Annotated in this window: 15 protein-coding genes and 1 tRNA gene; 5 read left to right on the forward strand and 11 right to left on the reverse strand. The window is 75.1% G+C overall.

Annotated features, from left to right (window positions below; translation table 11 throughout):
- Positions 1-102: 102 nt before the first annotated feature.
- The 4 genes from RE027_RS01815 to RE027_RS01830 all read right to left on the reverse strand — a co-directional run bounded on the left by RE027_RS01815 (position 103) and on the right by RE027_RS01830 (position 4,081).
- Complete coding sequence (locus RE027_RS01815) at positions 103-1,161, reverse strand: uroporphyrinogen decarboxylase/cobalamine-independent methonine synthase family protein (RefSeq protein WP_368806519.1); 1,059 nt, start codon at positions 1,159-1,161, stop codon at positions 103-105.
- On the reverse strand, positions 1,158-1,559 hold the full coding sequence (locus tag RE027_RS01820; protein WP_368806520.1) for a chorismate mutase: 402 nt from the start codon (positions 1,557-1,559) through the stop codon (positions 1,158-1,160). The genes RE027_RS01815 and RE027_RS01820 overlap by 4 nt, the downstream gene beginning before the upstream one ends.
- A gap of 10 nt (positions 1,560-1,569) precedes the next feature.
- Positions 1,570-2,775, reverse strand: coding sequence for a tRNA 2-thiouridine(34) synthase MnmA (gene mnmA / locus RE027_RS01825; protein WP_368806521.1), 1,206 nt, complete (start codon positions 2,773-2,775; stop codon positions 1,570-1,572).
- A 100-nt stretch (positions 2,776-2,875) separates the two neighbouring features.
- Positions 2,876-4,081, reverse strand: a complete 1,206-nt coding sequence (locus tag RE027_RS01830) for a cysteine desulfurase family protein (RefSeq protein ID WP_368806522.1) — start codon at positions 4,079-4,081, stop codon at positions 2,876-2,878.
- 58 nt (positions 4,082-4,139) lie between these two features.
- Between RE027_RS01830 and RE027_RS01835 the strand changes: the two genes are divergently transcribed.
- Positions 4,140-4,607: a tRNA (cytidine(34)-2'-O)-methyltransferase gene (locus tag RE027_RS01835; protein ID WP_368806523.1), complete on the forward strand. Its 468-nt coding sequence runs from the start codon at positions 4,140-4,142 to the stop codon at positions 4,605-4,607.
- Positions 4,608-4,658: 51 nt separating this feature from the next.
- Here RE027_RS01835 and RE027_RS01840 read toward each other — a convergent pair whose 3' ends face one another.
- Positions 4,659-6,101: a S1C family serine protease gene (locus RE027_RS01840; protein WP_368806524.1), complete on the reverse strand. Its 1,443-nt coding sequence runs from the start codon at positions 6,099-6,101 to the stop codon at positions 4,659-4,661.
- 270 nt (positions 6,102-6,371) lie between these two features.
- Between RE027_RS01840 and RE027_RS01845 the strand changes: the two genes are divergently transcribed.
- Both RE027_RS01845 and RE027_RS01850 read left to right on the forward strand, forming a co-directional pair.
- Positions 6,372-8,486 (forward strand): TPM domain-containing protein, encoded by a 2,115-nt coding sequence (locus tag RE027_RS01845; protein WP_368806525.1) that lies wholly within the window; start codon positions 6,372-6,374, stop codon positions 8,484-8,486.
- A gap of 138 nt (positions 8,487-8,624) precedes the next feature.
- A complete protein-coding gene (locus tag RE027_RS01850; protein ID WP_368806526.1) occupies positions 8,625-9,368 on the forward strand; it encodes a PspA/IM30 family protein in 744 nt (247 codons plus the stop codon).
- 128 nt (positions 9,369-9,496) lie between these two features.
- Here the strand turns inward: RE027_RS01850 and RE027_RS01855 are convergent.
- The 3 genes from RE027_RS01855 to RE027_RS01865 all read right to left on the reverse strand — a co-directional run bounded on the left by RE027_RS01855 (position 9,497) and on the right by RE027_RS01865 (position 13,856).
- Positions 9,497-9,573 (reverse strand) — tRNA-Met (locus RE027_RS01855).
- A gap of 46 nt (positions 9,574-9,619) precedes the next feature.
- Positions 9,620-12,595 (reverse strand): UPF0182 family membrane protein, encoded by a 2,976-nt coding sequence (locus tag RE027_RS01860; RefSeq protein ID WP_368806527.1) that lies wholly within the window; start codon positions 12,593-12,595, stop codon positions 9,620-9,622.
- Positions 12,596-12,776: 181 nt separating this feature from the next.
- Entirely contained in the window at positions 12,777-13,856 is a 1,080-nt protein-coding gene (locus RE027_RS01865; RefSeq protein ID WP_368806528.1) for a YlbL family protein, read from the reverse strand.
- Positions 13,857-14,069: 213 nt separating this feature from the next.
- Here RE027_RS01865 and RE027_RS01870 point away from each other — a divergent pair, with 213 nt between their 5' ends.
- Complete coding sequence (locus RE027_RS01870; protein ID WP_368806529.1) at positions 14,070-15,500, forward strand: zinc-dependent metalloprotease; 1,431 nt, start codon at positions 14,070-14,072, stop codon at positions 15,498-15,500.
- Here RE027_RS01870 and RE027_RS01875 read toward each other — a convergent pair.
- Positions 15,476-16,045 carry a M48 metallopeptidase family protein gene (locus tag RE027_RS01875; RefSeq protein WP_368806530.1) on the reverse strand — a complete coding sequence of 190 codons (570 nt, stop codon included), beginning with the start codon at positions 16,043-16,045 and terminating at the stop codon, positions 15,476-15,478. The two genes, RE027_RS01870 and RE027_RS01875, sit on opposite strands and share 25 nt — an antisense overlap.
- Before the next feature lie 160 nt (positions 16,046-16,205).
- Here RE027_RS01875 and RE027_RS01880 point away from each other — a divergent pair, with 160 nt between their 5' ends.
- The gene (locus RE027_RS01880; RefSeq protein ID WP_368806531.1) at positions 16,206-17,075 is read left to right on the forward strand and encodes a hypothetical protein; all 870 of its coding nucleotides are present in this window, start codon (positions 16,206-16,208) and stop codon (positions 17,073-17,075) included.
- Here the strand turns inward: RE027_RS01880 and RE027_RS01885 are convergent.
- Together RE027_RS01885 and nudC are read right to left on the reverse strand one after the other, a co-directional pair.
- Entirely contained in the window at positions 17,066-18,895 is a 1,830-nt protein-coding gene (locus RE027_RS01885) for an ATP-dependent helicase (protein WP_368806532.1), read from the reverse strand. The two genes, RE027_RS01880 and RE027_RS01885, sit on opposite strands and share 10 nt — an antisense overlap.
- Complete coding sequence (gene nudC, locus RE027_RS01890) at positions 18,892-19,983, reverse strand: NAD(+) diphosphatase (RefSeq protein WP_368806533.1); 1,092 nt, start codon at positions 19,981-19,983, stop codon at positions 18,892-18,894. The genes RE027_RS01885 and nudC overlap by 4 nt, the downstream gene beginning before the upstream one ends.
- Positions 19,984-20,049: the final 66 nt, after the last annotated feature.

Below are 20,049 nucleotides of genomic sequence, written 5' to 3' on the forward strand. Positions count from 1 at the left end.
AGATCCGGGGCACCGTGCTGGACCGGGGTCCACCTGCATTGTGGCCGATGTCGGCCGGACCGCGCACCTCGGCGCGGAGTGTGTCGGTTCCCACGGGCGGCCTCACGCCTCGGCCGCGGTGCGGGCGAGCGCCGAGGCGGTCCCCGTGACCCGGGCGAGGACGTCGCGCACCCCGTCGGGGCCCAGCGCGTCGAGGTCGTCCCGGGGGGTGATCCGCACGCGGTCGAGCGCCGCCGCGGGCAGCCCCAGGTCCCGCCAGATCATCCACGTCTGCGCGGCGAGGGCACGGGGACCGGTCCGGCCGGGGGGCACGGGGACGAGGCCGAGCCAGAGCTCGACGCCCTCCTCCACGAGCGCGGCGAGCGGCTCCCAGGCCCGGGCGGAGCCCTCGGGCGCCGTCAGCTGCACGGCGTCGGCACCGGCCTCCGCGGCCAGCCGGGGGTCGACCCCCGGCGGCAGCCGCAGGGCGACGGCGGCGGCGCCGGCCTCCCGGCAGGCCTCGACCACGGTGCGCAGGGACGCCCGGGCCTCCGCCACGGGCACCGCCCGCAGGGTCCGGTAGCCGCTCATCGTGGGCAGGGCGCCCGCGAGCACGCGCTCCAGGTCCGTCTCGTCGAGCTGGACGAGGACGTCGCGGCCGGGAGCCGCGGCGCGCACCGCCCGCACGTGCGCGGTGATGCCGGAGGCCAGGGAGTCCCGGAGGTCGCGGCGGGCACCGTGGTCCTTGAGGGCGCGCTCCCCGGCGTGCAGGTGCAGCCGGGCGGCGAGGGTGAGCGGGCCGAGCAGCTGCGTCTTGACCGGGGCGTCGTCGGGCCCGCTCTCGGCGCCGATCACGTCGGCGAGCACGTTGACGTCACCGGCCAGCAGCGCCCGGGCGGCCCGGGAGTCCTTGCCGGGGACCCCGGAGACGCGCAGCCCGTGGGGCTGGCGGTCCGCGTGGAGCTCGTCGAGCACCGCGGCGGTGCGGGCCACGGGGTCGGCGGCCGCCCCGCGGGCGGGCAGGGAGGGCAGGAAGGAGATGTGCGGGGCCCCGAGCTCGCCGCGCAGCAGGGTGACCGTCTCGACGACGTCCGTGCCGGGCATCGCGCCGAGGGCCGTGCCCACGACGTGCGGGACGTCGGGGTCGGTGCGCCGGGGGTCGGGGGGGCTGGAGGGTGTCACGACTCGTCGGGGTCCTGGCGCCGGCGGTCCTCGGAGATGGCCACGTGGTGGCGGATGACCTCGCTGATGATGAAGTTCAGGAACTTCTCCGCGAACTCGGGGTCGAGCTGGGCGGACGTGGCGAGCGCGCGCAGCCGGCCGATCTGGGCCGACTCGCGGTCCGGGTCCCCGGCGGGCAGGCCGTGGGTGGCCTTGAGGACGCCGACGCGCTGGGTGGCCTTGAACCGCTCCGCGAGCAGGTGCACCAGGGCCGCGTCGATGTTGTCGATGGTGCCGCGGATGGACTGCAGCTCGGCGAGCACCGCGGGCTCCGCGTCGCTCCGCAGCGAGGACGCCGCGGGGTCGAAGTCGTGGTGGGCCCGGACGTCGGCGGAGGCGTGGGGGTGCGGTGCGCTCATGCCCGCCAGTCTATCGGCCGGTGCCGGGCCCGCCCGCGCCGCCCGCGAGGTCGGGGCGGGCCAGCGAGTGCGCGCGGTCGACGGTGGCCTGCCCGAGGACGCGGGTGCCCTGGTAGAGCACGACGGACTGACCGGGGGCGACGCCGCGCATCGGCTCCTCGAGCCGGACCACGAGCTCGGGCTCCGGGGCGCCGTCGGCCCCCCGGACGAGCTCCAGGTGCGCCCGGGCCGGGACGGGGTCCCCGTGCGCGCGGACCTGCGCCCGGACCGGGAACGGCGACGACGCCTCCCCGGCCGCGGCCCCGGGGCGCAGCAGCGGCGCCGCCTCGGGCACCGGCGCCCCGGCCCACGAGGGGCGGATCCCGCGCAGCTCGTCGACGGCGAGCATCGCCTCCGGGCCGACGACGACCTCGTTCGTCTTCGGCCGGATCTCGAGCACGAAGCGCGGCTTGCCGTCGGGGGCGGGGGTGCCGATCCGCAGGCCCTTGCGCTGGCCGACGGTGAACGCGTTGGCCCCGGGGTGGGTGCCCACGACGTTGCCCTCGACGTCGCGGATCTCGCCCTCGGCCATCTCGATGCGCTCCGCGAGCCAGCCGCGGGTGTCGCCGTCGGGGATGAAGCAGATGTCGTGGGAGTCGGGCTTCTGCGCCACGGACAGTCCCCGGCGGGCGGCCTCGGCCCGGACCTCGGCCTTGGAGGGGGTCTCCGCCAGCGGGAGCAGCACGTGCTGGAGCTGCTCGGCGGTGAGCACTCCCAGCACGTAGGACTGGTCCTTCGCCCAGTCCGCGGCCCGGTGCAGCTCCCGCCGCCCGTCGGCGTCGACGGCCACCTTCGCGTAGTGGCCGGTGCACACGGCGTCGAAGCCCAGGGCGAGGGCCTTCTCGAGCAGGGCGGCGAACTTGATCTTCTCGTTGCAGCGCAGGCAGGGGTTGGGGGTGCGCCCGGCGGCGTACTCGGCGACGAAGTCGTCCACGACGTCGGCCTGGAAGCGCTCGGAGAAGTCCCACACGTAGTAGGGGATGCCGAGCACGTCCGCGGCGCGCCACGCGTCCCGGGAGTCCTCGATCGTGCAGCAGCCGCGGGAGCCGGTGCGCAGGGTGCCGGGGGTCCGGGAGAGGGCGAGGTGGACGCCGGTGACGTCGTGGCCGGCGTCGACGGCGCGGGCCGCCGCCACGGCCGAGTCGACGCCGCCGCTCATGGCTGCCAGTACTCGCACGGTGAGATCGCCTCCAGGGGTCGCGGGTGGGTCGGGCCGGTCCGCCCGTGTGCTCAACAGGGCGCGCCGGGGAGCTATTCCCGGCGCCGGGCCCGTCCCGTCAGTGCGCCGGGGCGCCGGACAGCCCCGCGCGCAGGGCCCGTTCGTGGACCTCGGGCAGCGCGGCGAGCAGGGCGTCGACGTCGGCCTCCGTGCTGGTGCGGCCCAGGCTGAAGCGCTGGGCGCCGCGGGCCGTGGCCTCGTCCAGGCCCATGGCCAGCAGCACGGAGGAGGCGCGGGGCACGCCGGCGTGGCAGGCCGAGCCGGTCGAGGAGGCGATCCCGGCGCCGTCGAGCAGGAACAGCAGGGAGTCCCCCTCGCAGCCCGGGAACGTGAAGTGGGCGTTGCCGGGCAGGCGGGCGCCCGTGCGCTCCCGGTCCTCCGGACCGCGCAGGACGGCGCCGGGCACGATCCGGCGCACGCCGTCGACGAGGCGGTCCCGGAGGGCGGCGAGCCGCTCGGCCTCGAGCGCCCGTTCGGCGGCGGCCTCCCGGGCGGCCGTGCCGAAACCGGCCAGCGCGGCGGCGTCGAGGGTGCCGGAGCGGACCCGGCGCTCCTGTCCGCCCCCGTGCTGGACGGGGGCGAGCCCGACCGTGCGCCCGGCCACGAGGGCCCCCGCCCCCACGGGGCCGCCGATCTTGTGCGCCGAGACGGCCAGGGTGGTCAGGCCGGGCAGGTGCGCGTCGACGGGCAGGGAGCCGAAGGCCTGGACCGCGTCGCAGTGGAAGGGGACGCCGTGCTCCTCGGCGAGCGCGGCCAGCTCCGCCACGGGCTGGACGGTGCCGACCTCGTTGTTGGCCCACAGCACGGTGAGCAGCGCCACGGCCCCGGGGTCCCGGGCCAGCTCCGCCCGGACCGCGTCCGGGTCCACGCGGCCGGCGGCGTCGACGGGGAGCCAGACGGGCTCGGCGTCCTCGTGGGCGGCCAGCCACTCGACGGTCTCGGCGACCGCGGCGTGCTCGACGGAGGAGGCGAGGATCCGCCGGCGCCGCGGGTCGGCCGCGCGGCGGTGCCGGTACAGCCCCTGCACGGCCAGGTTGTCGGCCTCGGTGCCCCCGGAGGTGAAGACGACCTCGACGGGGTCCGCCCCGAGCGCCGCCGCGACGTCGTCGCGGGCCTGCTCGACGACCGTGCGCGCCGCCCGCCCGGGACGGTGCAGGGAGGAGGGGTTGCCGCCGCGGGCCAGCTGCTCGGTGACCGCGGCGAGCGCGGAGGGCCGGAGGGGCGCGGTGGCGGCGTGGTCGAGGTAGACGGGACGGTGCGGCACGCCCGACAGTCTAGTTCCCCGGTCCGGGGGCCCGCCGGGCGTCCGTAGACTGGCGGGCATGCTCCGCATCCTCTTCCACACCCCCGAGATCCCGGGCAACACCGGCAACGCCATCCGTCTCGCCGCGGTCACCGGGGCCGAGCTGCACCTCGTGGAGCCGCTGGGCTTCGACTTCGGCTCCGCGCACCTGCGCCGGGCCGGCCTCGACTACCACGACCTCGCCGTGCTGAGCGTCCACCCGGACCTGGAGACGGCGTGGGCCGCTCTCGCCCCGGAGCGCGTCTTCGCCTTCACCACGGACGGGGAGCTCGCGCACACGGACGTCGCCTACCGCCCCGGGGACGTCCTGCTCTTCGGCCGAGAGTCCGTGGGGCTGCCGCCCGAGGTCAAGGCGGACCCGCACGTCACCGCGCGGGTCCGGATCCCGATGCTGCCGGCCCGCCGGTCGCTGAACCTCGCGAACTCGGCGTCGATCGCCGTCTACGAGGCCTGGCGCCAGCTGGGCTTCGCGGGCGCCGGCCGCTAGCCCGCCGCGGGGGCGCCGGCCGCTAGCCCGCCGCGGGGGCTGCCGGCCGGCTCAGGACTGCTCGACCGCGTCCCCGACCGTCACCTCGACGGTGCGCTCGTCGCCGTCCCGCAGCACCGTCATGCTCCCGCTGCCGCCCGCGGGCAGCTCGCGCACGGCCGCGGTGAGGGAGTTCGCGTCCTCGATCCGGTGCCCGTTGAACTGCGTGACGACGTCGCCGACCTCCAGGCCGGCCTCGTCGGCGGGCGAGCCGGGCTCGACCGCGCGGACCACGGCGCCGTCGGAGAACGCCTGGCTCTGCCCGTCCGCGGCGGCCGCGGCGCTGACACTCGTCCCGAGGTAGCCGTGGCTGGCGCTGCCGTCGGCGATGATCTCCTCGGCCACCCGCCGCGCGGTGTCGACCGGGATCGCGAAGCCGACCCCGATGTTGCCGGCCTCGGTCGTGGAGCCGGCCGAGGCGATGGCCACGTTGATCCCGATCACCTCGCCGTCCGTGTCGATCAGCGGCCCGCCCGAGTTGCCCGGGTTGATCGCCGCGTCGGTCTGGATGACGTTGAGGAAGACCGACTGCGAGGCGCCCTGCGAGGTCCCGCCCCGGCCGTTCTCGTCGGGGAGGTTGAAGAAGAAGTCGTTGCCGTCGCCCTGCTCGGGGCTGCCCTCGGACGGCGTGGACGGGGCGGCGGAGGACGCCACGGCGATGGTGCGGTTCAGGGTCGAGACGATGCCGTCGGTGACCGTGCCGGCGAGGCCGAGCGGAGCGCCGATCGCGATCGCCGTGTCGCCGACGTTGACGTCGTCCAGGGAGCCCAGGGTCGCCGGGGTCAGGCCCTGCACGTCGATCTTGAGCACCGCGAGGTCGGAGAGCGGGTCCGTGCCGACCACGGTGGCCCGGTGGACGCTGCCGTCCTCGAGCTGGACCTCGAGGGCGGGGTCGCTGGCCGTGCCGTCGAGGGTCACCACGTGCGTGTTGGTCAGGATGTGCCCCTCGTCGTCGAGGATCACCCCGGAGCCGGACCCGGACTGGCCGCGTCCGGCGGCGGAGATCGTCACGACCGACGGGGAGGCCTTGACCGCCGCCGCGGTGACCGCGTTCACCTCGTCCTGGTCGTTGACGATGATCGACCGCGACGTCGACCCGCTCGTGACCGGGCTCGTGCCCCCGCCGTCCAGCAGGGCGTCGGTCCCCACGGCGGCCCCCGCCCCGACGAGCGCGGCGAGGACCATGCCCGTGACGAGCGAGCCGCCCGAGAAGCCCTTCCGCCGCGCGGTCCGGTCCCCGCCGGCCGGGACGCCGCCCCACGCCGGCTGCGGGGCGGGCTCCCCGGCGCCCTGCCGGAGGGGCTGCCCCGAGCCGTAGACGGGGCGGGCACCCGGCGCGCCGTCCTGCCCGCCGGCGGCCGCCCACGGGTCCTGGACCGGACGGTCCCCGACCGACGGGATCGGCTGGGTGTGCTGCGGGTCGGTGCCGAAGCGGGGGTCGCGGGGCTCGGGCATGGGGCTCTCCTCCTGGGAACGCAGGGGCCCGGGCCGGCCCGTGCGGACGGGTCGGTGCGGGCGGTTCTGCTCCCAGTATCCCGGGACGCACTGAATCTACGCTGAGAGCCCTCACCGTCCGCCGGGTGCCGGCCGGACGGGCCCTGGACGGATCCCGGACGCCGGCGCCCCGGAGGTGTTCAGCCCCCTTGTGGTTTCGCCCTGCGCGTATGCCCCCCGTCCCCGGGCACGGCGCGGCGGCCCCGCCCTAGAATCAGGAGCACCGACCACGTGAGGGAGATCATGCACTGGTGCCCCGTTTCCCGCCGGACCGCCGCCGGTTGCGGCCTGGCGCTCGCCCTGCTCGTCCCCGCGGGGGCGGCCCTCGCGGAACCGCCCGTGGAGGTGCCCCCGGGTGAGCGGATCGTCGACGACTCCGGGGTCCTGGAGGACCCCGCGGCACTGGAGGCCGACGTGCGCCGCCTCGCCACCGAGGAGGGCATCAACCTCACGGCCGTGACCGTCGAGACGTTCACCAGCCCCTCCGGGCCCGACGCGTGGCTCGAGGAGTTCGCCGCCCTCAACGGCCTGGGCAGCTCCGACGCCGTGCTGGCCGTGGCCACCGAGGACCGGGAGGCGCGCTTCGCGGCGTCCTCCGCCGGGCCGCTGAGCGCCGCGCAGCAGGAGCGCATCTACCGGGAGCACGTCTCCCCGGCGCTCGCGGCGGACGACTGGGACGGGGCGGTCCGCGGAGCGGTCGAGGGCATCGACGCCGAGCTCGCGGGCGCCGGCGGCGCTCCCGCCGGCGGCGCTCCCGCCGGCGGTGCTCCCGCCGGCGGTGAGGGTACCTCGGGCGGCGACGCCGGCGCGGGCGCCGGGCTGCTCGGCCTCGGCGCCCTGGGCCTGGGCGGGCTCGCCGTCTACGGCATGGCCTCCCGCAACAAGAAGCGCCGGCGGAGCGCAGCCGGGCGGGACGACGGACCCGGCGCTGCGCAGGAGCGGCCCCGCGGCCCCCATCCCGACGTCCCGGTGCCCGAGCTGCGCAAGCGGGCCGGGGCGCTGCTGGTCTCCACCGACAACGCGATCCAGCACTCCGAGCAGGAGCTGGCCTTCGCCCAGCTCCAGTACGGGGACGAGCAGGTGGAGCCGTTCCGCCGTGCCGTCCAGGACGCGAAGAAGCACATGCAGGCATCGTTCGCCCTGCAGCAGCAGCTCGAGGACCACATCCCGGACACCGAGGAGCAGCAGCGGGCCTGGCTCGCCGAGATCATCGCCCGCTCGCAGGACGCCCAGCGCCCCCTGCAGGAGCACCAGGAGGCGTTCAGCTCCCTGCGCCAGCTGGAGTCCCGGGCCCCACAGGCGCTCGAGGACGTCCGGCGCGAGGCCGAGGCCGTGCGCCCCCGCTTCGGCACGGCCGGCAACCGGCTGCGGGAGCTCACCGCCCACTACAACGACACCGCCCTCGCCCCGGTCCGGGACAACATCGACCAGGCCCGGGACCGCCTCGACTTCGTGGACACCGCCGTGGAGGAGGCCCGCGAGGAGCTGTCCGCGGGCCGCACGAGCGACGCCGTCGTGGACATCCGCGCGGCCGAGGAGGGCGTGGGCCAGGCCCGGGGCCTGCTCGACGCCGTGGACCACGCGGCCGTCGAGCTCGCCCAGGCCGAGGAGTCCCTCAAGGACGGGGTGACGATCGCCCAGCGGGACGTCGCCGAGGCGGAGGCCCTCGTCCGGCGCGGGTCCAACCCGGAGCTCGCCGGCGCCGTGGCCGGTGTCGCCGCCGTCCTGCGCACCGTCGAGGACCAGATGCGCGCCGGCCGCATCGACCCGCTCGGGCTCTCCCGCCGGCTGGCCGTGGCCAAGGACGAGCTCGACAAGGGGCTCGCGTCCGTGCGCTCGCAGAACGACCGCGACCGCTCCGCGCGGGAGACCCTGGCCCACACCCTCGTCTCCGCGCAGGCCCAGGTCAGCTCCGCGAGCGAGTACATCTGGGCCCGCCGCGGCGGCGTCGGCCCGGAGGCGCGCACCCGTCTCGCGGAGGCGGAGCGCTACCTCGAGGCGGCGCAGCAGACCCGGCAGTCGCAGCCGTCCGAGGCCCTCGGCTACGCCAACGAGGCCGTCCGGCTCGCCGGCGAGGCGCAGTACATCGCCCAGCACGACGTCGAGTCCTTCTCCTACGGCGGCTTCGGCCCGCCGACGGGGATGGGCGGCTACCGGGGCCGCTCCAACAGCGGGGTCGGCGGGGCGATGCTCGGCGGGATCCTCCTCGGCTCCATCCTCAACGGCGGGGGCGGCTTCGGCGGCGGAGGGTTCGGCGGCGGCGGAGGCGGCGGCTTCGGTGACAGCTTCGGCGGGGGATTCGGCGGGGGCGGAGGCTTCGGCGGCGGCATCGGCGGCGGGTTCTGAGCCCGCCGTCCCGTCCCGGCCGGACCCCTCCCCGTCCGACCACGTTCCTGACCACGACCACGACCGTCCCACGACCCTGACCGTCCCACGACCCCGGGAGATTTCCTCCCGGGGCAGCACCAGAGGAGAGAAGGAACCATGATCAAGCAGTCCATCTTCGGCCGGATCGCCCAGCTCGCGAAGGCCAACATCAACGCCATGATCGACGCCGCCGAGGACCCGCAGCTCATGCTGGACCAGATGGTGCGCGACTACACCGAGAACATCCGGGAGGCCGAGGCCGCCGTCGCCCAGACCATCGGCAGCCTGCGCCTGCTCGAGCAGGACCACGCCGAGGACGTGCGCGAGGCCCAGGAGTGGGGCAACAAGGCCCTGGCCGCCTCCAACCGGGCCGAGGAGTTCCGCGCCGCGGGCAAGGCCTCGGACGGCGAGAAGTTCGACAACCTCGCCAAGGTCGCCCTCCAGCGCCAGATCCAGTACGAGACGGAGGCGCGGGGCGCCGAACCGCAGATCCAGTCCCAGACGGAGGTCGTGGACAAGCTCAAGGACGGCCTGAACAAGATGCACGGGAAGCTCCAGGAGCTCTCCAGCAAGCGCGACGAGCTCAACGCCCGGCAGAAGTCCGTCCAGGCCCAGTCGCAGGTCCAGGACTCGCTGAAGGCCTTCGACGTGCTCGACCCCACCAGCGAGGTCTCCCGCTTCGAGGACAAGATCCGCCGCGAGGAGGCCCGGCTGCTGGGCCAGCAGGAGCTCGCGGCGTCCTCCCTCGACGCCCAGTTCGAGTCCCTCGAGTCCCTCGGCCAGCAGAGCGAGATCGAGGCGCGGCTCGCGGCCCTGAAGTCCCGCGACGCCGAGAAGATCGTCTCCTCCGAGGAGATCTGAGCGCCGGCGCCACCACGCACGGGAAGGGCCCCACGGCACACGGCCGTGGGGCCCTTCCCGTGCCCGCGCCGGGACGCCGCCCGGACAGGACGAAGGCCCCCGGACCGTGACGGTCCGGGGGCCTTCTCTGGTTGCGGGGGCAAGATTTGAACTTGCGACCTCTGGGTTATGAGCCCAGCGAGCTACCGAACTGCTCCACCCCGCGGCGACAGGTACGACTATACGTGCCGCGGGGTGGAGCCGCAAATCGGCTACTCGGCGGCCTCCGCGGGGGCCGCCGCGCCCTCGGCCTCCGGGGCGATCACGCCGTCCGCCTCGAGCGCCCGCTCGATGGCGTCCTGCAGCCGCTCCTGGGCCTCGCCGTAGCTGGTCCAGTCGCCGTCCTGCAGCGCCTGGTTGGACTCCTGGACCGCCTGGTTGGCGTCCCGCAGGGCGTCCTCGAGGCTGGCGCCGCCGGTCGGCGCGCCACCGCCGGCGGGGGCCTCCCCGTCCGGGGTCTCGGCCTCGGCGTCGTCCACGCCGGCGCCGGCGGAGGTCTGGGCGCCGGAGTCGCCGCCGAAGACCTCGTCGAGCGCCTCCTCGAGGGTGGGCGCGAAGCCCACCTCCTCGCCGAAGCCGACGAGCACGCGCCGCAGCGTCGGGTACGCGGCATCGCCCGAGGACTGCACGTAGACCGGCTGCACGTAGAGCATGCCGCCGCCCGCGGGCAGCGTGAGCAGGTTGCCGTTGATCACCTCGGACGCGCCCTGGCGGAGCAGGTTCAGCTCCGTCGAGACGTCCGTGTCCGAGTTGAAGAGGTTCTGCGCCTGGCCCGGACCCGGCACCACGGAGGAGCGCGGGAGCTCGAGCAGGCGCAGCGTCCCGTACTCCTCGCTCTTGACGCCGTCCTCGCCGGTCCCGGCGTCGGAGTTGGCCGACAGGTACCCGTACATCACGTTGCGGGTGTTGCCCGTCTCGGACTGCTGCGGGATGAAGGACGTGGTGAGGGAGAAGTTGGCCTCCTCCTCGCCGGGCATCCGCATCGACAGGTAGTACGGGGGCAGCGCGACGTCGGAGTCCTGGGTCGGGTCGTTGGGCACGGACCACACGTCGTCGTTCTGGTAGAAGCTCGCGGAGTCCGTCACGTGGTAGCGGTTGAGCAGCTCGCGCTGGACCTTGAACATGTCCTGCGGGTAGCGCACGTGCGCCATGAGCTCCGCCGACATCTCCGAGTAGGGCTTCAGGGTCTCGGGGAAGACGTTCTGCCACGACTTCAGCACCGGGTCCTCGTCGTCCCACGCGTACAGCGTCACGGCGCCGTCGAAGGCGTTGACCGTGGCCTTGACCGAGTTGCGGATGTAGTTCACCCGCTCCTGCGGCAGGGCCGCGGCGGCGCCCTGCGCCGTCTGCGTGTCCTGCGTGGCGTCCTGCAGCTCCGACGGGGTCGAGTACGGGTAGGCGTCGGAGGTGGTGTAGGCGTCGACGATCCACTGCACCTGGCCGTCGATGATCGCCGGGTACGGGGCGCCGTCGACCGTCAGGTACGGGGCGACCTTCTCGATGCGGTCGCGCGGGTCCCGGTCGTAGAGGATCTGGGACTCCGGGCGCACGGCGTCCGAGAGCAGCAGGTCCGAGGACTGGAACTTGATGCCGTAGGCGAGCCGGTTGAAGAGGTTGCCGATGCTGGGCCCGCCGTTGCCGGTGAACGTCGTCTTGGCGTCGCCGGCCTCGTCGCCCGCCGTCTGCGGCCGGTCGAGCTCGAGCGGCTCGTCCCCCTCGCCGCCGCCGACGATCGAGTACGCCGGGGAGTTCTCGCCGAAGTAGATGCGCGGCTCGTAGTCGTCCGAGATGACGCCCCGGGACGGGATGCCCGCCTGCATGAACTGCGGCTTGCCGTCCGCCTCGACCCGGCTGCCGTAGGCCGCGACCACGCCGTAGCCGTGGGTGTAGACCACGTGCTGGTTGTACCAGCCCTGGTTCTGCTCCGGGTTGAGCTCACGCGTCGCGATGACGGTGTCCTGGATCTCGCCGTCGATCTCGTAGCGGTCCACGTTGAGGGTGCTGGGGAACTGGTAGTACGGGCGGAACTGCTGCAGCTGGGAGAACGCGGAGGAGACCACGTTGGGGTCCAGCAGGCGGATGTTCGACGTCGTCTCGGTGTCCTGGCGCAGCGCGCCCTGCTCGGTCTCGGTCGTGGCGTCGTAGGACATGACCTCGGCCGCGTCGAGTCCGTAGGCCGAGCGGGTGAGGTCGATGTTGCGCTGGATGTACTGGCTCTCCAGGGCCTGCTCGGTGGGGGTCACCTGGAAGCGCTGCACGCCCCACGGGTAGATCCCGCCGGCCACCACTGCGACCACGAGGAGCATCGCCGTGCCGATGAGGGGCAGCCGCCAGCGGCCGATGAAGGACGCGACGACGAACAGGACCGCCACGATCAGCGCCGCCGCGGCGAGGATCGCCTTGGTGGGGATCACGGCGTTGACGTCGGTGTAGAGCGCGCCCGTCCACTCCCCGGAGTTCGACTGCAGCGTCGAGTACCGGTCCAGCCAGAAGTTCGCTGCCTGCAGCAGCAGGAACAGCGCCGCCAGCACGCCCAGGTGCACGCGGGACGCCCGGGTGGTGGCCAGCCCGCGCTCGGTGACCCGGATGCCGCCGTAGACGTAGTGCATCAGGATCCCGGCCACGCCGGCGAGCAGGATCGCCGAGACCAGGAAGCCGATGAGGAAGCGCAGGAACGGGAGGGTGAAGACGTAGAAGCCCAGGTCGAGGCCGAACTGCGGGTCCTCCTGGCCGAACGGCTCCTGGTTGAAGAACAGCAGCACCGTCTCCCACTGGGTCATCGCGGTGCTCGCCGCGAAGAGGCCGAAGAGCACGGGCACGACGACCAGGACGATCTTGCGGACCGGCTCCAGGGCCTCCTGGTAGCGGCGCAGGTTGTCGTCCACGATGGACTCGGCCGTGATCGGCCGGCTGCGGTAGGCGAGGAAGAGGCTGGCGAACATCAGCGCCGCCACGAGCACGGCGGAGACCACGAAGATCGCGATCTTCGTGGCGTTCTCGGTGATGAACACGCTGAGGTAGCCCAGCTGGTCGTACCAGAGGACGTCGGTGTAGAGCTGCGTCAGGCCCACGAAGGCGGCCACGAGGACCAGCACGATGACGACGGTCGGCCAGAGCGCACCCCGTTTCCGCCGCTGTCCGGCTGGTTGCTGCCCTGGTGGTCGGGGGGATGTGGATCCGGCGGTCACTGGTTACCTCTGCATTCCGCGTCGTTCGTCAGGTGTGGTGCGTGAAGTCGTGTGTGGTGTGCTGCCCCGGGCGGTGTGGGGACCGCCGACGGATCGACGGGGGGCCCCGACCATTCTGCCCGCGGGGTTCTCGGGGGTGCAATCGTGCACGCGGCGCCCGCCGCCGTACGGCCCGCCCCGGTCATCGGGGCGCGCACCCGGGCAGCGCCGCGAGGTCCCCGCCGTCGGCGGCGGCCTCCGCGGCGGCCACGGCGTCGTCGAGGGTGCGCACGGACACGACCGTCAGGCCCTCGGGCACGTGCCCCCGGACCTCGGCGCAGTTGCCCTCGGGGGCCAGGAAGATCTCCGCGCCCGCCTCCCGCGCGCCCTCGAGCTTCTGCCGGATCCCGCCGATGGGCCCGACGTCCCCCTCGGGGGTGATGGTGCCCGTCCCGGCCAGGTGCCGGTCCCCGGCGATCGAGCCCGGGGTCAGCTCGTCCACGATCCCCAGGGCGAACATCATGCCCGCGCTGGGCCCGCCGACCTCGTCGAGCTCGAAGTCCACGTCGATGGGGAAGTCGAAGTCGGGCACGAGGAACACGCCGAGCTGCCAGTTGCCGCTCGCCTCGTCGCGCACGGTGTCCACCGCGACGTCGCGCACCTCCCCGGAGCGCTCGACCTGCAGGCGCACGCCCGGCTCCCCCGCCGCGTCGAGCGCGCGCTTGAGGGCGGACAGGGACGTGACGGGCGAGCCGTCGACGCCGCGCAGCACGTCGCCGCTCTCGAGGACGCCGTCGGCCGGTCCGTCGGGCACGGTCCCGTGCACGGACAGCTCGGTGTCGAAGGCGATGTCCAGGTGGTCCAGGGCCGCCGCCACGGAGTTCTCCTGCGAGTTCGTCATGGCGAGCAGGCTGGCGCTCTCCAGCTCCTGCCCGGAGACGTCCCGGGGGTAGAGGCTGTCGGCCGGCACGACCGAGGCGGAGGGGTCCAGCCAGGAGCCGAGGACCGTGAGCACGTTGACGTTCTTGTTGGGCCCCCCGGTGACGTAGACCGTGGTGAGGTCCAGGACGGAGTCGCTCGGATAGGTCGGCGCGCCGGTGACGCCCAGCAGCTGCCGGCCGTCGTGCTCCCCCACCGTGTTGAACGTGGGCCCGGGGGCCTCGATCACGTAGGGCGCGGGCAGCACCGTCCCGGCGAGCAGCAGCCCGGCGGACCCCAGCAGCGCCCAGGACTCGAGGCTCCGGCGGCGCAGGCCGCGGCGCGGGCGGGGGGAAACGGTCACAGGCAGTCCTCGGCGGTCGTCGATGGGGCCGGGAGCCGGGGGCCGCCCGGTCCGGACGTCCCAGTTTACCGTGGCGCACCCGGCCCTGAGCTTCCAGCGAACTGGGAGTTGGCCCATGGTCGGCCCCGTCCGCGGCTCGCTACGCTGGGAGCAGAGACGTCGGCGGCGCTCGCGCGCCCCGATCCCGCAACCGATCCGAAGAACGGTGGACCCATGACTCCGCAGCCCCCCAACGACCGCTCCGGCGACCACCCCGGGGACGACTCCGGCGACGACCGCAAGGACCCCTTCCAGGAGATGCTCGAGCGCCTCATGGGACAGGGCGGGATGAACCCCGAGGACCTCGCCCGCGCCGGGATGCCGATGGACCCGCAGGCGATGTCCATGATGTTCCAGCAGATCCAGTCCATGATGGGCGCCGGTGCCGGCGAGGGACCCGTGAACTGGAAGCTCGCCCACGACCACGCCCGGCGGATCGCCGCCGCGGACGAGGACCCGTCCGTCACGCCCGCCCAGCGGGGCGCGGTCGAGGACGCCATGCGGCTCGCGGAGCTGTGGCTGGTGGACCACACCGAGTTCGGGCAGACCTCCATCCGTCCCCAGGCGTGGTCCCGGGCGGAGTGGATCGAGGCCACGCAGGAGACGTGGAAGGACATGACCGGTCCCGTCGCGGCGTCGGTGACCCAGGCCCTGACCGACGCCCTCACCCAGCAGCTCCCCGCCGAGCTCTCCGGCATGATGGGCGGGGCCTCGGGCATGCTGGCCGGTGCCGGCGGGATGCTGTTCGGGATCCAGCTGGGCCAGGCCATCGGCGGGCTCTCCCGCGAGGTGCTGTGCTCCACGGACATCGGCCTGCCCCTGGCGGAGGGACGCTCCGGGCTGCTCCCGGGCAGCATCAAGGAGTTCGGCCAGGGCCTCGACATCCCGGCGCAGGAGATCATGCTCTACATCGCCGTGCGCGAGGCCGCCCACGTGCGGCTGTTCGCGGCGAACCCCTGGCTGCGGGAGCACATCCTGGAGCTCATCAAGCGCTTCTCCGCGGGGATCCACATCGACATGGCCCGCATCGAGGAGGCGGCGCGGGACATCGACCCGATGGACCCCTCCAGCATGCAGGACGCCCTGTCCTCGGGGATCTTCGCGCCGCAGCAGACCCCCGACCAGCAGGCCACCCTCAAGCAGCTCGAGACGGTGCTGGCCCTCGTGGAGGGCTGGGTGCACGTGGTGACGGTCGACTCGACCGCCAACCTGCCCTCCGCCGGGGCGCTCTCGGAGACCGTCCGGCGCCGCCGTGCCTCCGGAGGCCCCGCCGAGCACGCCTTCGGGGCCATCGTGGGCCTCGAGCTGCGCCCGCGCCGGCTGCGCGAGGCCGCGCAGTTCTGGCAGTACGTCGGCGAGCGCCGCGGCGTGCCGGACCGGGACGGGCTGTGGGACGCCCCGGAGCTGCTGCCCACCGACGAGGACCTGGACGATCCCGCGGGCTTCTCCGAGCGGCGCGGGCTGCTCACGGCCTCCGAGGACGAGGTCGACGAGGCCCTGCAGCGGCTGCTCTCGGGCGGCTACGAGGGGCCCGGGGCGGACGGCGGCACCGGCCCGCAGGGGCCGGGCGGCGACGGCCCTCAGGACGGGGACGCGCCCCGCTGATCCTCGGGGGCCCGCCCCGCGTTCCGCTGCGCCCAGGCGGCGCCGTCGAGGAAGGCCTGAGCCTTTCCGGCGAGCGGGTAGCGGGCCTCCAGCTCCCGGAAGCGGGGGCTGTGGTCGGCTTCGAGCAGGTGCGCGAGCTCGTGCACCAGTACAAAGTCGAGCACCCACTCCGGGGCCTCCTGGAGCTGCGCCGAGATCCGGACGACGCCGGTGGCGGGGGTCGCCGAGCCCCACCGGGCGGTCTGCCGCGCCGACCAGCGCACGTCGCTGGGCCGGGCCCGGCCGTCGAGGTGGCGCCGGGACAGCTCCTGGGCGCGCCGCAGCAGGCTGTCGTCGGAGCGCCGGTCGGCCCCCCTGGCCGCCTCCCGGCGGCGGCGCTCCACGACCCGGGGCACGAGCTCGCGGGTCCAGTGCTCGATCTCCCGCCGGGTCGCGGACTGCGGGACGGAGAGCACCACCGTGTCCTCGCTCCAGTGCGCGGACACGGTCCTGCGCCGGCGGGCGGAGCGGCGCACGACGACCTCGGGCTGCGACGGTACGGGCATGGGGTCATTGAACACGTCCGCGCTCCTCGCCGCGAACCGGTGGCCGGCGCGTGTGCACGGCCCCCGACGTGGACAGTGGACGGTCCCCGCACGGCGGCGCGGCGGACGCGGTCCGGGCCACACTGGCGGCGTCCCCGTCCGCCCGCCCGGAAGGCGCCCCGTGTCCACCTCCCCGTTCCCGGATCCCCGCCCCGCCCCGGAGCTGCGTGCGAGCTGCCTCGAGCCGCCGCGCCCCGAGGAGGTGCACGTCCTGCTGCTCGGCCTCGACGGCCTCGCCGCGGCGCTGGCCGTGCGTCTGCTCCGCTGCGGCGTGCTGGGGCTCAACGTCAACGACGGCTCGCCCGTGACCGCCGCCGACCTCGGGACCGGCGCGTTCCACGCGGCCGACCTCGGCCGGCCCCGGGACGCCGCCCTGCGCCGGAGGCTGCGGGCGCTCGACTCGCGCTGCGCCCCGGTCAGCGCGCCCGAGCTGTTCCCCGGCGCCCTGCTGCCGGGCGCGGTGGTGGTGCGCAGCGCCGAGCACCCGTCCCGCGCCGAGGACGGCCGGTGCACGGACGAACCGGAGCCGTGGGCGGGCCTCGACCCGCGCCACCCGCTGGTGTCGCTGCACCGTGCCGGGACGGCCCTGCTGCGCTGGCCCACGGTCCCGTGGGCCCACCGGCCGTGCCCGGACTGCGTGCGGGCCACCCTCGGCGCCGGGGAGCCCGGTGGTTCAGGCGCCCGGGCGCCCGGCGGCCCGGGCACCGGTGAGCCCGGCACGGGGCCCGGCGGCCCGGGTGCCGTGCTCACCGCGTGGGCCGCGCCCGCCCACGCGGAGGCCGTCGCCGCGGGGCTGGCGGTCGAGGTGCTCGCCGTGGCCCTGGACTCGCTCGGCGGCGGGACCGCGCCGGTCCCCGCGGTCGGGCACGGGCATGCTCCCGGGGCGAGCGGCGACCCCTGCGCCCGGCTCTTCGTCCCGCCGTGGCCCGGCCCGGTGGCACAGCTGGAGCTCGACCGGAGCCTATGTCTGTGCGGCCTCGCTCAGGCGTGAGCGCGGGCGCCCCGCGTGCGCGGCCGGTCCGCGGTCGGCCGGGACGGTCCGGTCCCGCGCAGTCCGTCGAGGAACCGTGAGGGCTTGCGCGTGGGCCGACCGCCCGGGGTGCGGGACAGGGTCCAGGACAGCACCAGGTGCTGGCGCGCCCGCGTGATGCCCACGTAGAGCAGGCGGCGCTCCTCGTCGATCTCGTCCGCGGTCTCGGCGAACCCGATGGGCACGAGCCCCTCGCTGAGCCCGGCCAGGAACACGGCGTCCCACTCCAGGCCCTTGGCCGAGTGCAGGGACGCCAGCGTCACCCCGTTCATCACGGGGGCGTCCTGCTGGGCCATGCGCCGCTCGAGCTCGGCGGCGAGGTCCGGCAGCACGAACTCCTCCTCGCGGGCCGCGGCCTCCGCGGCCATCCGGTCGGCGAGGGCGACGAGCGCGGCCAGCGACTCCCACCGCTCCCGCACCGCCCCGGTGGTGCGCGGTGCCCGGTCCGAGTAGCCCAGGGAGGAGAGGATGTCCCGCACCAGGCGCGTGGGCTCGTCCGAGGCCTCGGCGGCCCGCGCGGCCGTGCGCAGCTGGACCACGGCCTGCTTGACCTCCGGGCGGTTGAAGAACCGCTCCGTGCCGCGCAGCTGGAACCCGATGCCCGCCTCGGCCAGAGCGGTCTCGAAGGCCTGCGACTGGCCGTTGGTGCGGAACAGGACCGCGATCTCGGACGCGGGCACGCCGTCGTCGATCAGGTCCTGGATGCGCGCGGCGGTCCCGGCGGCCTCGGCCTCGTCGTCCGCGTACTCGTTCCAGGACGGCCGCGGCCCGTCGGGACGCTGGGCCACGAGGTGCAGCGGGGTCGCCCAGGAGCCGGGGGTCGAGCCGGACGCGGGCCGGCGGGCGGCGAGCAGGCGGTTGGCCGTCTCCACGACCTGCGGGGTCGAGCGGTAGTCCCGCACGAGCTCGACCACCCGGGCCTCCGGGTGCCGGCGCGGGAACTCCAGCAGGTGCCGGGAGCTCGCGCCGGTGAAAGAGTAGATCGTCTGGGAGGCGTCGCCCACCACGCAGATGTCGTCCCGGCCGCCGAGCCAGGCGTCCAGGAGGCGCTGCTGGAGCGGGGACACGTCCTGGTACTCGTCGACCACGAAGTGCCGGTACTGCTCGCGGACGGTCGCCGCCACGCGCTCGTCCTCCTCGAGCACGGCGACCGTGAGCAGGAGGACGTCCTCGAAGTCGATGAGGTGCCGGTCCGTCTTGAGCTCCTCGTAGGACTGGTAGAGCCTCTGCACGGTGCGGATCTCGTAGCCCAGGGGCATGTCCCGCCGGGCGGCCCGGGTCGGGTAGGTGTCGGGGGTCAGCATCGAGACCTTGGCCCACTCGATCTCCGCGGCGAGGTCCCGCACGGCGGCCCGGTCCGTGGACAGGCGCATGTTCTGCGCGGCCTCGGTGATGAGCCGGGCCTTGTGCTCCACGAGCCCGGGCAGGGGCCCGCCCACGGCCTGCGGCCAGAAGTACTGCAGCTGCCGCAGGGCCGCGGCGTGGAAGGTGCGCGTCTGCACCCCGGCCGCGCCCAGTGCGCGCAGGCGGTTGCGCATCTCGTTGGCGGCGCGCGCCGTGAACGTCAGGGCCAGGACCTTCTGGGGGGTGTACACGCCCGTGGCGATGCCGTACGCGATCCGGTGCGTGATGGCCCGGGTCTTGCCCGTGCCGGCTCCGGCCAGGACGCACACGGGACCCCGCAGCGTCGTCGCGACCTCCCGCTGCTCGGGGTCCAGCCCGGCGAGGATCTGCTCGTCCCGGCCGGTCTCCCCGTGCTCCGCGGCGTGCTCCCCCGTCACCAGGCGGTCTCCGGCAGGTCCTCGCCCAGCCAGTGCTCGATGAGCGCGTGGGCGATCGAGACGCGCCCGGGCAGCGTCACGGCCCCGGTCCGCGCGGACTCCCGCAGCTCCGTCCGGGTGAACCAGCGCAGCTCGAGGATCTCCTGCCCGTCCGGGACGGGCGCGCCGGAGCGCACGACGGCCCGGCAGCCGAGCATCAGGGAGCGGGGGAAGGGCCAGGGCTGCGAGCCCAGGTAGTGGACGTCCCCCACGACCAGCCCCGCCTCCTCGCCGACCTCGCGGACCACGGCCTGCTCGACGGACTCCCCCGGCTCCACGAACCCGGCGAGGGTGGAGAAGCGGTTGCCCTTCCAGAGCGCCGAGCGACCGAGCAGCAGCCGCTCCTGCTCGGGGTCGGGGTGGCCGTCGCTGACGGCCACGATGATCGCGGGGTCGGTGCGGGGGAAGTGCAGGGAACGGTCGTCGGGGCACTGCCGCGCCCAGCCGGAGCGGATCACCTCGGTGGGTTCCCCGCACTGCGGGCACCGGGGGTGGTCGCGGTGCCACAGCCCCACGGACTGGGCGGTGACCAGCAGCGCCGTGTCCGCGGCCGGCAGCACGGAGCCCAGCTCCCGCAGACCGGCCCAGCGCAGCTCCCCCACGCCGCGGGCGGCCGCCGACGCGGTCACCGCCGCCACGACGGGCTCGGGCACCGCGAACGGCTCGGCCGCCGCGTCACCGTCCGCCGGCTCGGCCGCGGGGACGGCACGCAGCAGCACGCGCGGGCCCCGCTCCCCGTCGGCGCCCGGCAGCCGGCCGAGGTAGACCTCCGGGCGGCGCGGGTCGTGGTCGACGCGCGGGACCTCGGCGGCCGGCACCAGGACCAGGGCGTCGTCGGCCACGGGGGCGAGCCCGCCCGCGAGCACGAGCACGAGCGAGGCGGGGTCCTGGGCGGCGAGCACGCGCACGTCCTCGAGCTCGCGGTCGACGGCGTCGCGGTCGAAGGCGGTCGCGACGAACGGCAGCCGGGACGGCGAGAGGCGCTCGGGGGCCGGCACGGAGGACGCGACGGGGCCGGGCTCGGGCAGGGGAACGGTGGATGCGGACACGTCTCCCACTGTAGCGACCCGGGCGCGGCCCGGAGCGGGCCGGACGGTCACCGGGGACGGTCCCGA

The sequence above is a fragment of the Kocuria sabuli genome (assembly GCF_040981185.1).
GTDB lineage: Bacteria > Actinomycetota > Actinomycetes > Actinomycetales > Micrococcaceae > Kocuria > Kocuria sabuli.

Bases quoted from the DNA above. Each gene is read 5' to 3' on its own strand.
- RE027_RS01820 (WP_368806520.1), bottom strand. From the start codon at position 1,559: ATGAGCGCACCGCACCCCCACGCCTCCGCCGACGTCCGGGCCCACCAC.
- RE027_RS01835 (WP_368806523.1), top strand. From the start codon at position 4,140: ATGCTCCGCATCCTCTTCCACACCCCCGAGATCCCGGGCAACACCGGC.
- RE027_RS01840 (WP_368806524.1), bottom strand. From the start codon at position 6,101: ATGCCCGAGCCCCGCGACCCCCGCTTCGGCACCGACCCGCAGCACACC.
- RE027_RS01850 (WP_368806526.1), top strand. From the start codon at position 8,625: ATGATCAAGCAGTCCATCTTCGGCCGGATCGCCCAGCTCGCGAAGGCC.
- RE027_RS01870 (WP_368806529.1), top strand. From the start codon at position 14,070: ATGACTCCGCAGCCCCCCAACGACCGCTCCGGCGACCACCCCGGGGAC.
- RE027_RS01875 (WP_368806530.1), bottom strand. From the start codon at position 16,045: ATGCCCGTACCGTCGCAGCCCGAGGTCGTCGTGCGCCGCTCCGCCCGC.